This window comes from Streptomyces sp. NPDC048441 (assembly GCF_043200235.1).
Lineage (GTDB): Bacteria > Actinomycetota > Actinomycetes > Streptomycetales > Streptomycetaceae > Streptomyces.
This window is the reverse complement of sequence record NZ_JBICXM010000008.1, coordinates 296,206-311,026: the sequence shown is the minus strand read 5'-3', so window position 1 is coordinate 311,026 and position 14,821 is coordinate 296,206. Positions and strand designations below refer to the sequence as shown.

Sequence of the window (14,821 nt, the reverse complement as noted above, 5' to 3'; positions counted from 1 at the left end):
GGCCGAGTTCGTACCGCAGGTGCGGATCAGCAGCGGACTTCGGCGGAGCCGCTTAGCTGTCGAGTTCGCTAGCGCCGGGGGCTCCAGCAAGGGTGCGCGCTGAGACAAGCGTGAATTCCTCCAGGCGCTCGGCCAGCGAGATCGCCTGTCCGGCCCTCCGCATATCAGGTGCTGCGAGCCGTACGCGTACTTGCGCGAGGCGGCTCATCAGGCCGTCCACGCGTTGCTCGGCAGGCAGTGTGAACACAGGCTTTATGGCGTGAGCGGCGGCCTCCAGTTCGCCGGCTGCGAGGAGCCCGCTTGCCAGGTCGGCGGCGGCTTCTGCCTCTACCTTCGCCGATCGCAGTGCTTGCGGGCGGCCTCGTACGAGTTCAAGTGCGCGTTGTGATGCCGCCACTGCCTGCGCACTTTCGCCAAGGACTTGCCAGGACGTACCAGCGGACATTGCGGCGCGCTCGGGTGTGAAGCCGAACTCGCCGCCGATGTCGTCGTGCAGGTCATCGCGCACGCTTTGGTCGGTGGCATCGACGGCTGCCAACTGCCGTGCCGATTCGGCATGGTCGCCGAGATGAGCGTGTGCGCGGGCGGAGATTGCATGCAGACGGGCCTGTGCGGTGCTCGAACGCGCGAGAGATTGCGCTGCCTGTACGTAGTCGACGGCTTGCCCCGGCCGGTCGTCCCAGTAGGCCAGGAGCGAAAGGTTGCCGCTCGCCCAGGCCATGAGCGGGTGGTGGTCGATGGGGCGGGCGTAGGCGAGGGCGGCGAAGGTGAGGGTCTCGGCGGCCTGGCGGCTGCCCAGGTCAAAGGCGGCCGATGCCATCAGGGCGCAGGACTGCCCTGCGAGCAGATACAAGGAGGAGGACTGGTCGGGGCGGTGGGTCAGCGGCATCCGGCGCTCGACCTGCGTGCGGACCTTACGGGCCTCGGTGAACACGTGCTGGACCGGTGTGCGGTGGTAGTCGCGTGCCAGGGAGGTGATCGACCGGCGCAGGAGCTCGATGGCTTCAGGCGCAAGGAATTGGGAGGCGGCGTCACCCGCGTGGGAGGCGGCGTCGTTGGCTGTCATCAGCAGTTCTTCTTCCGTGATGTGCGGCTGTGACAGGACAGTCGGCCAGGCCGCCGTGGGGGCTCGCTGCGGGGGCGGAATCGGGGGTGGAGGCGCTAAGAGCTCGGATGCGGGCCGGTCGAACATGGCCCGCATCACCCGGCAAGCCACTGGGTGGGGCTGCTTCTTGACCTGGCCGGTGAGCCACCGGTTGTACTGGCGCTCACCGACCGTCGCTCCGCGCACGTCGGGGTCGTTGTCCTGCTCGCTCAACGCACGTGCCGCGCGCTCGAACTCGGGGCGGAAGGCGCCGAACGCCTCGATGCCGCGTTGTTTGGCCAGTAGCCGCAGCAGCGTCTCCGGGACGTCCATCACTTACTCCCTCATCTGGCATTCGCGCGGCAGGTCCTCTACCAAGTACCAGCCGCTGTAAGCGCCATAAGCAGATGCGGGCAAGAAGGCGGGCAGATGTCCGGCCCATGTCCCCCACGGTCACGGCTGTCACCCGATGGTGCCGCAGAAGGCACCTCCGCGGCATGGATACGTCCAGCTCGGGGCGTGATTCTGGACCACGCCAGATACCCGACCACATCAGGGCGGACCCGTGACCACGATCAGCGCCAGCGCCCAGCACCTGAGCCCCGCCGCACACGGTCGACCGGATCTCGTCGCCATAGCGAACGCCATTGAGCGGGGCCAGGCGCTCGCCCAGGCCCAGCCCATGGGCGAGGTCGCCGACGCCATCGCCGCCGAATTGACCATGCATCTCAAAGCGCTGATCCGGCCGGCACAGCACCGCCTCACCGCCCTCGGCGCCGCCGCCGCCCGTGACGTGCTGCGTGCGACTGTCGAGCACGCCCGCCACGTCTACCTCGATGTCACGCACGGCGTCCACACGAGTCCTGCCGCGCGCTTGCATCTCCTTGCCGGCGCTTGTCGGCTCCTCCTGCCCCACGTCGAATCGCAAGGGAGGAGCGGTCGGCCGTGAGTATCAGTTCGGGCCTTGGGATGGCCGCGCTCGCCTCACTGTGCTGGGACATTCGCCACGACGATGACACGGTGCTGCACTGCACCGAGCCAGCCGGCCACCGAGGCGACCACTTCCACGCCTACACCCGCCGGCACTGGCCTCGCCTCCCCACCAACGAAGCGGAACAGAACGACAGGGCACGGCGGTGAGGGGCGTAGAGCGCTGGCGGACCCATCGCCCCGTCCGCTCTCAGGTCGTCGAGACGGTCATCACGACCGTGCTCGTCGCGCTGGTCGTGGTGGCGTTCAGCACGCTGCTGGCCACCGTCCTCACCAACCCCTAATCGACCTCCAGCGAAGGGCAGCCATCGTGCATCAACTGGTTGCGAGCCCGCAGCAGAAGACTCACCTGATCGCCCGGCCCGGTACCAAGCGGGGCCTTCAACTTCCCACCGCCCGCTACGACGAGCTCGCCCGCGCCGCCCACGATGGCGCGAGGGTTCCGGGCTGGCTCGTTGAGACGGCCCGCAGTGTGTGGGGCATGGACTTGGACGGGCAGCCCATTAACCCGGCCGTCCTCGTCCGCCCCCGCACCGTACTGGGCTACTCCCGCGCCACCTGGGAGATCAACAAGGGCTGCAACTTCAACTGCGTTCATTAGGCAAATGGGCTGTCGGAATGAAGGTTGTCGGGTTGCTCCGGAGTATCGAAGAGGGACACCGACGAAAGGCGTTCGGTAGCACCGGCGAAACGGGCTCATCTTGATCACAATGAACCCGTTTCCCCACGGGCCCGCCCGACCAGCTCGGCGCCGATGTCCCCGGTCGTGACAGCCCTGCCCGGATCGAGCCCGGTTTGCACATGGTGGGGGACGGCACGCTAGGGGCAGTCCTGCTCAATGCTGCTTGCTCCGAGGTGCGTTCGCGGGCGGTTCGGTCAGCCAGTCGCGCGCCGGGTCGTACTCCAGCCATCGGCTCTGCCCTGCTTGCGCGGCGCAGGCGGCGGTGAGGCTGTTCAGTCCCGGGTGCCTGTTGCCGCTGCGCCACAGCAGTGACCAGGCGTACAGCGGTGTGGGGTTGACCAGGGGGACGGAGCACAGCCCGGGGACCTCCGGCAGTGGTACGTCGGCGGGCAGCAGCGAGAAGCGGTGTGAGTCTTGTGCCAGCTCGGCGAGGAAGTGGGTAAGGCCCAGGTTGACGCTCGGGGCCCGGTCCTGGATGTCGAATCGGTCGGCGAACTGGTGGAGGAAGTCGAGCCGGTCCAGCGCACCGGGTGCCCACAGCGTGCTGCCACGTAGCTGGTCAGGTCGTAGTGCCGGTTCGGCTGCGAGCGGGTGGTCCGCGCTGAGTACGGCGTCCACCGGTTCGAGGCGGACGAGGCGGTGGACCAGTCCGGTGTGCAGCGGTGGGTGGACGCGGCCGAAGGCCGCGTCGATGTCGCCGTGCAGCAGTGCGTCCGTCACCGACGGTAGATCGCGCCCGTGCCCCAGCACTAGCTCCCCAGTCTGTCCCGCCACCTGGGCCAGTGTCCGCATCGGTGCGTAGAGGTGCCCCCAGACGTCTATGCGCAGCGGACGGTCCTTCCCGACCGCCGCTGCGACCGCGGCGTCGGCGGCGGCCACGGTCTGCCGGGCCGGTGGGAGGAAACGCTGTCCGGCCTCGGTGAGGCGCACCCCGTTGCCGTCGCGCTGGAACAGTTCGGTGCCGAGTAGGCATTCCAGCCGCGCGATCCGCTTGGACAGCCCCTGCTGGGAGATGGCGAGCGTCCCTGCCGCCCGGCCGAAGTGCAGTTCCTCGGCGGCGCGCACGAAGGCACGTACCTGCGCCATGTCGAGATCCATGGCTTCCACCATAGGCGACAACCGATAGTTGTCGGTTTTGCTTGTTCGTTGTTGGATCATGGGGTGGCCGCGGGGGTTGCATTCTTGGCATGCAAAGAATGATTCCCACGGGGGATGCGGCGCGTCCGGTCGCTTTCACCGAGGTTCCCCAGCCCGTCCCGGAGCCCGGTGAGGCACTGGTCAAGGTCGAGGCGTTCGCACCGAACCGGGGCGAGACGTTCCTCCTCGAAAACCCCCGGCCGGGGTTTCTGCCCGGCAAGGACATCGCGGGGCTCGTCGTGCAGGCCGCAGCGGACGGCTCGGGTCCTGGTATCGGCGCCCGTGTGGTCGGGCATCCGGCGCACAGCGGCTGGGCCGAGTAGGTGGCCGTGCCCACGCACTCCCTCGCGGTGCTCCCGGACAGCATCGACAGCGTACGGGCGGCGGCCCTGCCGCTGGCCGGGATCACCGCCCTGCGGCTGCTGCGTTCGGCCGGTTCCGTCGCCGGCCGACGGGTGCTGCTGACCGGAGCCTCGGGCGGGGTCGGCCACTACGTCACCGAGCTGGCCGTCGGGGCCGGAGCCGAGCTGACCGCGGTGACGGCCACGGCGGCGCGCGGTGAGCGGCTCGCGGAGCTGGGTGCACAGGTGGTGCACGAGGTCGCGGCGGCGCAGGGACCATTCGACGTGGTGCTGGAGTCCACGGGCGGGACGGATCTTCCACTCGCCCTCTCGAAGGTTCGCCCGGGTGGAACGCTCGTCTGGTTCGGCCAGGCGAGCCGCGCCCCGGTGACCCTCGACTTCTTCCAGCTCCTCGGCGGGCCCGAGCGCGTCGCGATCCAGCACTTCCACTACGCCGGCGCCCCATACGGCTCCGATCTCGCGGCGCTCGTGCGCCTCGTGGAACGGGAGCGGCTGCATCCGGAGATCGGCCGGATCGCGGACTGGGCAGAGACCGCCGACACATTGGTCGACCTGCGAGAGCGCCACATACGCGGCAAGGCCGTCCTGCTGACGAGAGGAACACTATGAGCATCACCGAGTTCGCCGCCGCCCAGTGGACCCGCGCCACCGGCGCGGGCCTCGACCCCCACGAGTACCGGCGCGTCACCGACCGCCTCACCTCTGTCGCCGACTGGGGGCCAGCCTTTCTGAACACCGGACACGCCTACCTCCAGCGCGCGGAGAAGGCAGCATCCTCCGTCTCGGCGGGCGAGCACCTGTTGATGGCGGCCCGGTGGTTCCACGTCGCCACGCTCGCGCCGTACGCGGAGGCACATCGCGCCACCGTCGAGGCGGATCATGCCCTGAGCCGAGCACTCACTGCGCTGGAACCCGATGCACGGCAGGTGAGCGGCGAGGGATTCACCGGATGGCTGAGGGGCCCCGCCGACGCCCCCGGCACCGTGGTCGTCGTCCCCGGCCTGGACTCGGCCAAGGAGGAGTTCCTCGATCTGGTGTCCGCGCTGCTGGCCAGGGGGCTTGCGGTGTTCGCGATGGACGGCCCAGGGCAGGGGATGCTCGCGGCCACGACGGCCTTCAGGCCGGACTACGAGCAGGTCGTGGGCCAGGTCATCGACGCCCTCGATATTGCACGCATCGGGCTCGTCGGCCTCAGCCTGGGCGGCTTTTTCGCGGCCCGGACCGCGGCGCTGGAGCCGCGTGTGGCGGCGGTCGCCACCGTCAGCGGCCCCTTCCGCCTCGACTGGGAGGAACTGCCCCTGCCCGTACGGGACATCATGGCCCAGCGCGCCGGAGGAGCCGACGCCGCCCGCGACTTCGTCGACCACGTTGACCTCGCCGCCCTGGCACCGCGCATCGCGGCCCCCATGCTGGTCGTGGACGGAGGCCAGGACGTCATCCCCGGCGTGACGAACGCCGAGCCGCTGGCCCGTCTGGCACCGCACGGCACCTACCTGTCCGTCCCCCACGGCGATCACCTCCTGGGCAACGCACGTCCCGACTGGCTGCCCCACCTCACCGACCACATCACGCACACCCTGACGGGAGCACAGGCATGAACCGCTTCACTGACAAGACCGTCCTCATCACCGGCGGAACCAGCGGCATGGGCCTGGCGACTGCACACCACCTCATCACCGAAGGCGCCCACGTCGTCGTCACCGGCCGCACCCGCGCACGGGTGGACGCCGCCGTCAAGGAGCTCGGCCCGGGCGCCTCGGGAGTCGTCGCCGACACCACCGACCTCGGCGCGGTGGACGCGCTGATGGAGACGGTCCGCGACCGTCACGGCCGTCTCGACTGCCTCTTCGCAAACGCGGGTACCGGCACGTTCCTGCCGTTCGAGAACATCACCGAGCAGGACTTCGACCACGGCGTCGACGTCAACTTCAAGGGGCTGTTCTTCACCGTCCAAAAGGCACTGCCGCTCCTGGCGGACGGCAGTTCCATCGTCATCAACGCCTCCTGGACCCTCCACCGGGGCAACAGCGTCCTGACCCTGTACTCGGCGACCAAGGCCGCCGCGCACAACCTGGCCCGGACCCTCGCCGCCGCACTCGCCCCGCGCAGCATCCGCGTCAACTCCATCAGCCCCGGGTACATCGACACCCCGATGTACCCCTCCGCCGCACTGAGCACAGCGGAGGCGAAGGCGCTGACCGACGGGATCGTCTCAGGCCGCTTCGGACGCTCGGAGGAGATCGCATCGGCCGTGGCATTCCTCGCCTCGTCCGACGCGTCCTACGTCAACGGCCAAGACCTCGTCATCGACGGCGGCCTGATCGGTGCCGCACCCGCCTGACGAGCGGTCGCACACCCGCAGCCAGTCAACCTCTGTCAGGACTGCGCTGCCGACCACCCTCAAGCCTCTGCCTCGGACGCGGGGAAACGGCCGGACAGAACGGGAAACGATCTCCATCAGCGCCTGCGTGGACCCAGGTCAGTGACTCTCGTCGGTGCACCAAAGAGCCAGAGCCTGCGGGCTGATCAGCGCTGCCAGGATGGGGAGTTGGTGCGGCTGCCAGACAGTCGCACCACATCCGCATTCTGGGTGAGTTCCTCCTTCGCCTGCTCCAACTCCAGAGACAGTTCGACGGCGACCCTGGTCAGGGTTTTGTTCCTCTTTCGCTCGGCGGCCAGGTCGGCTTTGAGGGCGGCGTTCTCCCCCTTGAGGGCCCGATTCTGCTCGGCGATCTTCTCGGCGGCGGTGGGGACCGTGTGCTGGGCTTTGACGCGGGCCTGGAACTCCTCGACCAACTCTTTGTGGTCGCCGTAGACGACGTCGCGTCGCAGACCGGACTCGGTGATCAGCTCGGTGCCGGTGAGCTTGCCGCTGGTGGACCGCAAGGGGGTGCCCGCGAGCAGGCGGTCTGCGGCGGCACGGACGGCCGTGCGTTCGGCGTCGTGGTCACGGGGCTGACGGCTCATGAGGTGCCCTCCTTGGCGGACTCAGTGGCGGGGGCGACAGCGTCGTGGCGGTCCAGGACCTTCCGCACTTGGGCGGCCTGGGCGGCGGCGCGATCACGTAGGGGGCGGGGAGCCAGCAGGTCAGCAGCGCCCGTTTCCAGCACGCCCAGCCGCTCACGGAGTTGGGCGATGTCGCGGTCGGTGTAGGCGAGGTTCTGGCAGGACGACTGGCAATCGGCCTCGTCGGGGGCATCGTTGGCGGGCAGCCCTTGGGCGAGTCTGGTGTTGCGGCAGGCGGCGGTCTCGGCTCGCCATACACACGTCATCCCTTCCCCGTGGTGGATGCTGGGGTCCGCCTGCGCCAAGAACCTCTCGATGTTGCGGGCCCGACTGATGGCCCGGCCCACGAACTGACGAGCACGGGTGACGCGGCTCTTGTACTCCGACGCGGACGGGCCACTGACGTGCTCTCCTTCTCCGAGAAGCCGCCAGTCCTCCTCGCTCTGCTCGACCAGCAGCTCCAGCCGTCGGCCAGGAACTGCACTACGAGGGAGTCGGCCAGCGAAGGCGAGGTCGCTCAACGAGGGAGGGGGCCCAGGCTCGTTGGAAGCGGCCCGGAGCGTTCTCTCCGCCTTGGTGATCTCGTGGGATGTACAGAAGAAGCCAGCAGGTTCTTCGTCTGCTGGTGGTACACAGCCGCGTGTGCTTCTGACCTGCGTAAACGAACAGAATCGCCTGGCGAGGAGCGGAGTTGGTCCGCTCCTGGTCCGGATCTTGCAAGACGGTATCCGACTGGCGGGCACCGATGCTGGGCGTGTCCCTGCGGTACGACATGGCACATGCTGGCTAAGCCGTCCAGGGGCGTCCAACCTGATCCAGTCCAGTCTCATATGCGCAGGTGAGAGCCTTCCGTCCAGGGGGCTGCCCAGTCTGTGACAGCCCTGTGAGAGCAGTGACGAGTCCGTGACAGGGAGCCTCGTGAGAGCCGCGTGACAGGAGAGGCCTCATCGGTTCCGGCCGGTGGAGCTTCTGCGTGCGGCGGTCTGCGAGTGGTCGAATTGCTCCCTGACGAGGTCGGCGTCACCAACGCGCGGTGCTCGAGCAGCTGGCTGGCTTGGTGGGTGGCCCAGGCGGCAGTGGGGTGGGCGGTGACGCCCAGGACGTGTACGGCACGGGTGCGTACCTCCATGACGAAGAGGACGTACAGCCGCTGCAGCGCGACGGTGTCCACGTGGAAGAAATCAGTGGCGAGCAGCCCGCTCGCCTGGGCTTGGAGGAACGTGGCCCACTCTCGGCGCGCCGGGTGCCGGCGCGGTGCGGGGCCGAGGCGACGTCGGACGCGGTGGACGTGTCCGACACCGAGCTCGCCCGCCGGATCATCGAGGGGGAGTAGGAACGGCTTGGTGTGGGCGGCCAGAGGCTCTGATCGGAGAGCGGCTCGGAGCGTGCCAGGAAGAAGTAGCATCCTCGTCGACGTGGCGAGGTGAAGGCCGTCGCTTGCTGACAACGCGGTGTGAAGCGTGGAACAGAAGAAGACCTGGACGATCCAGTGGCATATTGCTGCAGATGGGACGGTGATCAAGCAGCGGTCCCGGGGCAGCAGGGAGCACGAACAGCTGTTCCAGCAGTTTGCAACGGCGCAGACGCCGAAGATCGAGCAGCTCGATGCCATGGAGGAGGGGCTGCAGCGTGCCAGTGCCTCTGGTGAGCGAAGGTCCAGGGTCCTCCTCTACCTGGGCTACGTGGCTCTCGCAGGGCTCGTGGCCGGGGTCGTGTCGACCTGGGCCGGCATCGATACCGGGTTCTTGACGCTGGGGTCGCTCGCTGTCGTCGTTCTCCTCGCGCTCAGCACGGGTGTCATGATGCGGGCATCGATCAGTCGCTATCAGGGCGCCCACCGGGTGGCCGGGTTTGAATCGTCGAACGGCGTCACGCTCGCCGCCCGCGAGGCCCGCATGATGATCAGCGATCGAGGTGCCGTCTCCGGCAGGGAGTTCGCCGCCGTCCGAGCCTGAGGGCCGACGTGGGTGGTGGTCTTAAAGCGGGAGGCGGCAGCGCCTCGTCGAGGGCGTTCGCAGGAGCCTCGACTCCTGAGCTGGGCGCGGGGTCGATCAGAGCTGCTGGATTGGACAGTTGCCGTTCGCGCACCAACACCAATCAAACGTGACGCCGTCCCAGGCGTATGCCAACGATCTGGGTGCCCCGGCGTCGTTGGTGGCTGTCACGGTCCGTCCCACAGGTCCAAGGCTGATCAGCACCCGTCCCAGTGGATGCCGCCGCTGTCTTCGGCGCACTGCCGGTACGCATCGGAGTGGGTGGCCACCAAGCTGCGTTGGGACCTGGCGGCGGATCCGGCCGAGCTGGATGCCGTCGCGGTCTTCGCTTCCCGGCCGGTGCAAGGACGCACCGCTGTCACCTTGTGCCGCTCGAAAAGTCGTCGCCCCTGGTGGGCGCAGTGACGGTCCGTCTGCTGGGAGCATGTGCGGATGATCGTGTCCCTGCTGTACAAGGTGGCCCGGAAGTTGCTGTCGCTCCCGTCAGTGCTGCTTCGCGGCGATGCGGCGAAAGACGCGGAGCTTCTCGTACTGCGGCACGAGAATGTTGTACTGCGCCGACAGCTGGCCGGCCCGGTCCGCTACGAACCAGCCGATCGATTCTGGTTCGCCGCCCTGTCCGGGCTGATACCACGTCGGCGCTGGCGCGAGATCTTCCCGGTCAGCCCCGGCACATTGCTCGGCTGGCACCGCCGAGTCATCGCGGCACAGTGGAACTACACCGCGTGCCGACGCACCGGACGGTCGCCCACCCGGGCGGCAATTAAGAACCTCGTGCTGCGACTGGCCCGGGAGAATCCGGGGTGGGGACACAGACGGATCCACGGCGAGCTCGCTCGACTCGGGCACCGGATCGCTGCCTCGACGGTCTGGGAAATTCTCCACGCAGCGGGCGTTGACCCGGCGCCACGTCGGTCCGGTCCGACCTGGCGCGAGTTCCTCACCGCCCAGGCCGAAGGCTTCATCGCGGCAGACTTCTTCCACATCGATACCGTGCTCGGCAAGCGGCTGTACGCGCCGACGTTCCTCGAGCACGGCACCAGGCGCCTGCACATCACCGGCGTCACGACCCATCCGACGCGAGACTGGACCGTGCAAAAGGCGCGGAATCTCGCCGCCGAACTCGGCGTGCGCATGGAATCCTTACGTTTCCTGCTGCGTGACCGCGATGGTAAGTACGGCGAGGCGTTCGACGCTGTCTTCGAGGCCGAGGAACTTGACGTGATCAAGACCGCGCCGCGTGCACCCCGGATGAACGCCCACTGCGAACGGATCATCGGCAGCCTCCGGCGCGAGCTCCTCGACCACGTTCTCGTCCTCGGGGAAGCCCACGCACGTCAGGTTCTCGAGGCCTGCCAAGGCCACCACAACGAGCACCGACCCCACCAGGCCCGCAACCAGTTACCACCCGACGCCCACGAACACCCTGCCGCGGTCCATGACCTCAGCAACCGCAGACTGCTGCGCACCCGCCTCCTTGGCGGACTCATCAACGAGTACAGATACCCCGCATGACCTGGAGCGGCGACTTTTCGAGCGGTACAAGGTTGGCCGGGGGACTGTTGGACCGACCAAGTCGGCTGGGCTTGGCGGCATCGCCCGCCGCAGCTCGGCAGGGCCGCCACATGCCGCGGCGACGGCGGGCGGGTTGCGGCGCGCATGGGCTACCGGTGGCGGGGTGCCGCACGGTGGCCGAAGCTGGTGGCGAATCTCTGCATCACAGACCGCACGCCAGGCGCGTGCCCGCTGCCCACTCCGGGAGGGGACATGACTGCACCCGCACCACAGGGACCTGTCGACAATCGGGCCGTCGAGACTGAGCCCCAGTCCATCGACGCGCCGATGAGCCTGGCAGCCGGATTCCTGGTGCTGACGGTCAACGACGGCGAGCAAGCGGTGTCCACCGTCCGCTCCGTGCTCGCGAGCACGGACGACCTGATCAAGGACGTCCGGATCCGGGGCAACGGTGAACTCTTCACCTGCAATGTCGGCATCTCGCACCACGCGTGGAAGCCGCTCACAGGCAGGCCGCTCCCCCAGGGGCTGGAGCCGTTCCAGGAGATCAGGGGCGCCAAACACACCGCCGTTGCCACGCCGGGGGATCTGCTCTATCACATCCGGGCGCAGTCGACGGACCTCGTCATCGAGTTCGAAAAGCTCCTGCTGCGGGCCTTCGGATCCTCAGTGACCTGTGTGGACGATGTCGCCGGCTTCCGTTACTTCGACGGCCGCGACCTGCTCGATTTCGTCGACGGTACGGCCAACCCCGACGGACTCGACCTGCCGGCCTCCACCATCGTCGGGAGCGAGGACCCCGACTACGCCGGCGGAAGCTACGTCGTCATCCAGAAGTACCTGCACGATCTAACTGCCTGGCAGGCGCAGACGACAGAGACCCAGGAGGAGATCATCGGCCGGACCAAGGCCGAAAACTCCGAGCTGCCCGACGCGACGGAAGGCCAGAAGTCGCACAAAACCCTGTGCACCATTGAGGACGTCGCGGGCGAGCACGATATTCTCCGCGACAACATGCCGTTCGCGGTCCCCGGAAAGGGTCAGTACGGCACCTACTTCATCGGCTATTCACGATATCTCTGGGTCGTCACGAAGATGATGGAGCGCATGTTCATCGGCGACCCTCCGCCGCTGCACGACCGGATTCTCGACTTCTCCAAGCCTGTCACCGGAGTCGCGTTCTTCGCGCCTTCCCGTTACTTCCTCGCCCAGTTGGGGTGAGTCGCGCGGCGGACCGGGACCAGATGATCACGGCGAGGGCCGGGGCAGTGGCGTAGCGACCACCCTGGCCACGCTGATCAGCGGCGGTTGCGCTCCGCCTCACGTGGGTCGAACAAGGTCCGGATCTCCGCAATCCGTCCGTCTCTGATCTGCAGCCAGGTCGCTGTCTCCAGGGGCGACGCGGTGGCGGTACGCATGACAGACCAGATGAGAACGTTGCACTCGTCAGCCAGTTGTACCTTGACGTCGTCGCTGGTCGTCATGTGTGCCATTGCTGCCACCTGGCTGCGCAGTCCTCGACTCCGGCAGCCATGGCCAACGGGCCGGTGGACGTCACATCGAGTGCCAGGATGGCCCTGAGAGTGTCCGCGTCGCCGGCCAGCATCGCTGCGTGGAACTGTTCAGCAAGGTGTTCTGACTCTGCCATTGCTCGCTCTTCTCATTTCACTCAGGTTGTGGCGAGCGGCCAAACTTTTCAAGTGGCTCGCGTGATAGTGACTTTGACGTGCTTCATGATGGGTTGGTCGCTCTGGGTGCTGTAGTCGACGAGCGCGCACAGGACGTTCATCTCGGGCATGTAGCCGGCCGCGCAGCCGCGGGGGATGTCGTAGGGGATGGCGAGGTAGCCGTTGAGATGGCGCGTGCTGCCGTCCTTGGCGGTGCTGGTGATGTCGACCGGGTCGAACTCGTCGATCCCGCGTTCGCGCATGTCGGCCGCGTTCATGAAGACGAGGGTGCGCAGGTTCTTGATGCCCCGGTAGCGGTCGTTGTCGGAGTAGATGGTGGTGTTCCACTGGTCGTGGGATCGCATCGTGCCGAGCGCCAGGGTGCCGGGCGCAGGGACGACGTCGGGCAGCGGGGCCGAGGAGAATTCGGCGCGGCTAGAGGGAGTATCGAAGACCAGTTCGCGGGCGGGCTGCTTGATGCGGAAGCCGAGGGGCAGGCGTACCCGGCGGTTGAAGTCCTCGAAGCCGTCGAGGGCCTGGGCCATGGTGTCGCGGATGCGGTCGTAGTCCTCGACGTACCACTGCCAGGGGGTGGCGCTGTCGGGCAGGGCGGCGCGGGCCATCCCGGCGACGATCGCGGGCTCGGACAGCAGCTGCGAGGAAGCGGGGCGCTTCATGCCGACCGACAGGTGCACCATGCTCATGGAGTCCTCGACGGACGTGCTCTGGACGCCCGCGCGCTGATGGTCCTTCTCGGTGCGGCCGAGGCAGGGCAGGATGAGCGCCTGGCGTCCGTGGACGAGGTGGCTGCGGTTCAGCTTGGTGCTGACCTGGACGGTGAGGTCGCAGGTGCGCAGGGCCTCGTAGGTGTACGGGGTGTCCGGTGCGGCGAGGGCGAAGTTGCCGCCCATGCCGACGAACACCTTCACATCGCCGCGGTTCATCGCCTGGATGGTGCCGATGGTGTCCAGGCCGTGCGCGCGGGGCGGGTCGATCTTGCAGACCTCGGCGAGGCGGTCCAGGAATTCCGGGGACGGGCGGTGGTCGATGCCGCAGGTGCGGTTGCCCTGGACGTTGCTGTGTCCGCGGACGGGGGAGGGGCCCGCTCCTTCCCGGCCCAGATTGCCGCGCAGCAGAAGGAGGTTGACGATCTCTCGTACGGTGTCGACACCGTGCTCGTGCTGGGTGACGCCCAGGCACCAGCTCACGATGCTGCGGTCGGCGTCGCGGTAGACGTGTGCCGCCTTGAGGATGTCGTCGCGGCTCAGGCCGGACTGCAGCTCGATCTCCTCCCAGGGCGTCGCCTCGCACAGGTCCCGGTACTCCTCGAAGCCCGAGGTGTGGCGGTCGATGAACTCCGGGTCCAGCGCCTTGGGGTCGGTCCCGGACTGCTCCAGGACTGCCTTGGAGATGCCGCGCATGAGGGCCATGTCGCCGCCGATGCGCACCTGCAAGTTCAGGGTGCTGGTGCGAGTCGCCCTGAACAGGGCCATGTCCGCGATGTCATGGGGGATGATGGTGCGGGTGGCGGCTGCCTCGACCAGGGGGTTGATGTGCACGATCTGGGCGCCGCGGTGGTAGGCCTCGGCGAGCGCGGTGAGCATCCGGGGTGCGTTGGAGGCCACGTTGACGCCCATGATGAACAGGGCGTCGGTGGCGTCCCAGTCCTTGAGGTCGACGGTGCCCTTGCCGGTGCCCAGTGAGGCTTGCAGGGCGCGGCCGCTGGCTTCGTGGCACATGTTGGAGCAGTCGGGCAGGTTGTTGGTGCCCAGCTCACGGGCCATCAACTGGTAGAGGAAGGTGGCCTCGTTGCCGAGCCGGCCCGAGGTGTAGAACGCGGCCTGGTTCGGGTCGTCCAGCTCGCGCAGCGCGCGGCCGACCGTCGCGAAGGCGTCCTTCCAGCTGATGGGTACGTAGTGGTCCGACTCGGGGTCGTACCGCATCGGCTCGGTCAGCCGGCCCTGGTCCTCCAGCGCGAAGTCGCTCCACTTGGACAGCTCGCTCACCGAGTGCTCGGCGAAGAACGTCCGGTCGACGCGCTTGCGGGTCATCTCCCAGGTGACGTGCTTGATCCCGTTCTCGCAGATGTCGAGTTTGAGGCCCTTGGTGTCGTCCGGCCACGCGCATCCCGGACAGTCGAAGCCCGACTTCTCGTGGTTCATCTTCATGATCGCCCGGGGCCCGTCCACCAGCTCACGCTCACGCAGCAAGAACCGGGTCACGCTCTTGGCGGCACCCCATCCGGCCGCCGGGTGGTGATACGGGTGGAACTCCGGGGCGGCCTCGGGGATCGGGCCCACGTTGGGCTCAACTCCGTCCTGCTCCTGCTGATTGTCGGAGGCGTTCAAGACACTCCACCTTCCACCCACTTGGGTGTGAGTCGA

General features: G+C 67.9%; 16 protein-coding genes and 1 pseudogene. 11 read left to right on the top strand and 6 right to left on the bottom strand.

Features of this window, described 5'->3' with window-relative positions:
• Positions 1-52: 52 nt before the first annotated feature.
• Positions 53-1,417: a DNA-binding protein gene (locus ACGFSB_RS22055; protein WP_393401781.1), complete on the bottom strand. Its 1,365-nt coding sequence runs from the start codon at positions 1,415-1,417 to the stop codon at positions 53-55.
• A gap of 232 nt (positions 1,418-1,649) precedes the next feature.
• Here ACGFSB_RS22055 and ACGFSB_RS22050 point away from each other — a divergent pair, with 232 nt between their 5' ends.
• Genes ACGFSB_RS22050 through ACGFSB_RS22035 form a run of 4 tightly spaced genes read left to right on the top strand, consistent with a single transcriptional unit; the run spans position 1,650 to position 2,675 of the window.
• The gene (locus tag ACGFSB_RS22050) at positions 1,650-2,033 is read left to right on the top strand and encodes a hypothetical protein (protein ID WP_393401778.1); all 384 of its coding nucleotides are present in this window, start codon (positions 1,650-1,652) and stop codon (positions 2,031-2,033) included.
• A complete protein-coding gene (locus tag ACGFSB_RS22045; protein ID WP_393401775.1) occupies positions 2,030-2,224 on the top strand; it encodes a hypothetical protein in 195 nt (64 codons plus the stop codon). The genes ACGFSB_RS22050 and ACGFSB_RS22045 overlap by 4 nt, the downstream gene beginning before the upstream one ends.
• Positions 2,221-2,358, top strand: coding sequence for a hypothetical protein (locus ACGFSB_RS22040; RefSeq protein WP_393401772.1), 138 nt, complete (start codon positions 2,221-2,223; stop codon positions 2,356-2,358). The genes ACGFSB_RS22045 and ACGFSB_RS22040 overlap by 4 nt, the downstream gene beginning before the upstream one ends.
• A 26-nt stretch (positions 2,359-2,384) precedes the next feature.
• Positions 2,385-2,675 carry a hypothetical protein gene (locus tag ACGFSB_RS22035; RefSeq protein ID WP_393401770.1) on the top strand — a complete coding sequence of 97 codons (291 nt, stop codon included), beginning with the start codon at positions 2,385-2,387 and terminating at the stop codon, positions 2,673-2,675.
• A gap of 234 nt (positions 2,676-2,909) precedes the next feature.
• Here the strand turns inward: ACGFSB_RS22035 and ACGFSB_RS22030 are convergent, their stop codons facing one another.
• Complete coding sequence (locus ACGFSB_RS22030; protein WP_393401767.1) at positions 2,910-3,854, bottom strand: LysR family transcriptional regulator; 945 nt, start codon at positions 3,852-3,854, stop codon at positions 2,910-2,912.
• Between the two features lie 89 nt (positions 3,855-3,943).
• On the opposite strand from ACGFSB_RS22030, the pseudogene ACGFSB_RS22025 reads away from it, so the two are divergent.
• The 3 genes and pseudogenes from ACGFSB_RS22025 to ACGFSB_RS22015 all read left to right on the top strand — a co-directional run bounded on the left by ACGFSB_RS22025 (position 3,944) and on the right by ACGFSB_RS22015 (position 6,596).
• Positions 3,944-4,864: pseudogene (locus ACGFSB_RS22025) on the top strand (zinc-binding dehydrogenase).
• A complete protein-coding gene (locus tag ACGFSB_RS22020) occupies positions 4,861-5,853 on the top strand; it encodes an alpha/beta hydrolase family protein (protein WP_393401764.1) in 993 nt (330 codons plus the stop codon). Before ACGFSB_RS22025 ends, ACGFSB_RS22020 begins: the two are co-directional and overlap by 4 nt.
• On the top strand, positions 5,850-6,596 hold the full coding sequence (locus ACGFSB_RS22015; protein ID WP_393401762.1) for an SDR family oxidoreductase: 747 nt from the start codon (positions 5,850-5,852) through the stop codon (positions 6,594-6,596). Before ACGFSB_RS22020 ends, ACGFSB_RS22015 begins: the two co-directional genes overlap by 4 nt.
• 185 nt (positions 6,597-6,781) lie before the next feature.
• Here ACGFSB_RS22015 and ACGFSB_RS22010 read toward each other — a convergent pair whose 3' ends face one another.
• A complete protein-coding gene (locus tag ACGFSB_RS22010; RefSeq protein WP_393401759.1) occupies positions 6,782-7,222 on the bottom strand; it encodes a hypothetical protein in 441 nt (146 codons plus the stop codon).
• Complete coding sequence (locus ACGFSB_RS22005; protein WP_393401756.1) at positions 7,219-7,782, bottom strand: hypothetical protein; 564 nt, start codon at positions 7,780-7,782, stop codon at positions 7,219-7,221. The genes ACGFSB_RS22010 and ACGFSB_RS22005 overlap by 4 nt, the downstream gene beginning before the upstream one ends.
• Before the next feature lie 512 nt (positions 7,783-8,294).
• Here ACGFSB_RS22005 and ACGFSB_RS22000 point away from each other — a divergent pair.
• The 4 genes from ACGFSB_RS22000 (at position 8,295) to ACGFSB_RS21985 (ending at position 11,991) form a co-directional block, all read left to right on the top strand.
• Complete coding sequence (locus ACGFSB_RS22000; protein WP_393402023.1) at positions 8,295-8,594, top strand: hypothetical protein; 300 nt, start codon at positions 8,295-8,297, stop codon at positions 8,592-8,594.
• A 127-nt stretch (positions 8,595-8,721) separates the two neighbouring features.
• On the top strand, positions 8,722-9,216 hold the full coding sequence (locus ACGFSB_RS21995; protein WP_393401753.1) for a hypothetical protein: 495 nt from the start codon (positions 8,722-8,724) through the stop codon (positions 9,214-9,216).
• A 471-nt stretch (positions 9,217-9,687) separates the two neighbouring features.
• Positions 9,688-10,770, top strand: coding sequence for an integrase core domain-containing protein (locus ACGFSB_RS21990; RefSeq protein ID WP_393401751.1), 1,083 nt, complete (start codon positions 9,688-9,690; stop codon positions 10,768-10,770).
• Between the two features lie 252 nt (positions 10,771-11,022).
• Positions 11,023-11,991, top strand: coding sequence for a Dyp-type peroxidase (locus tag ACGFSB_RS21985; RefSeq protein ID WP_393401748.1), 969 nt, complete (start codon positions 11,023-11,025; stop codon positions 11,989-11,991).
• 77 nt (positions 11,992-12,068) lie between these two features.
• Here ACGFSB_RS21985 and ACGFSB_RS21980 read toward each other — a convergent pair whose 3' ends face one another.
• Positions 12,069-12,263 carry a hypothetical protein gene (locus ACGFSB_RS21980; protein ID WP_393401746.1) on the bottom strand — a complete coding sequence of 65 codons (195 nt, stop codon included), beginning with the start codon at positions 12,261-12,263 and terminating at the stop codon, positions 12,069-12,071.
• A 203-nt stretch (positions 12,264-12,466) separates the two neighbouring features.
• Entirely contained in the window at positions 12,467-14,785 is a 2,319-nt protein-coding gene (locus ACGFSB_RS21975; protein WP_393401743.1) for an FdhF/YdeP family oxidoreductase, read from the bottom strand.
• Positions 14,786-14,821: the final 36 nt, after the last annotated feature.

What these genes read in the sequence shown, in the direction of transcription:
- ACGFSB_RS21985 (WP_393401748.1), top strand. Translation starts at nt 11,023, where the DNA reads ATGACTGCACCCGCACCACAGGGACCTGTCGACAATCGGGCCGTCGAG.
- ACGFSB_RS22010 (WP_393401759.1), bottom strand. Translation starts at nt 7,222, where the DNA reads ATGAGCCGTCAGCCCCGTGACCACGACGCCGAACGCACGGCCGTCCGT.
- ACGFSB_RS21990 (WP_393401751.1), top strand. Translation starts at nt 9,688, where the DNA reads ATGATCGTGTCCCTGCTGTACAAGGTGGCCCGGAAGTTGCTGTCGCTC.
- ACGFSB_RS22020 (WP_393401764.1), top strand. Translation starts at nt 4,861, where the DNA reads ATGAGCATCACCGAGTTCGCCGCCGCCCAGTGGACCCGCGCCACCGGC.
- ACGFSB_RS22030 (WP_393401767.1), bottom strand. Translation starts at nt 3,854, where the DNA reads ATGGATCTCGACATGGCGCAGGTACGTGCCTTCGTGCGCGCCGCCGAG.
- ACGFSB_RS22055 (WP_393401781.1), bottom strand. Translation starts at nt 1,417, where the DNA reads ATGGACGTCCCGGAGACGCTGCTGCGGCTACTGGCCAAACAACGCGGC.
- ACGFSB_RS21980 (WP_393401746.1), bottom strand. Translation starts at nt 12,263, where the DNA reads ATGGCACACATGACGACCAGCGACGACGTCAAGGTACAACTGGCTGAC.
- ACGFSB_RS22015 (WP_393401762.1), top strand. Translation starts at nt 5,850, where the DNA reads ATGAACCGCTTCACTGACAAGACCGTCCTCATCACCGGCGGAACCAGC.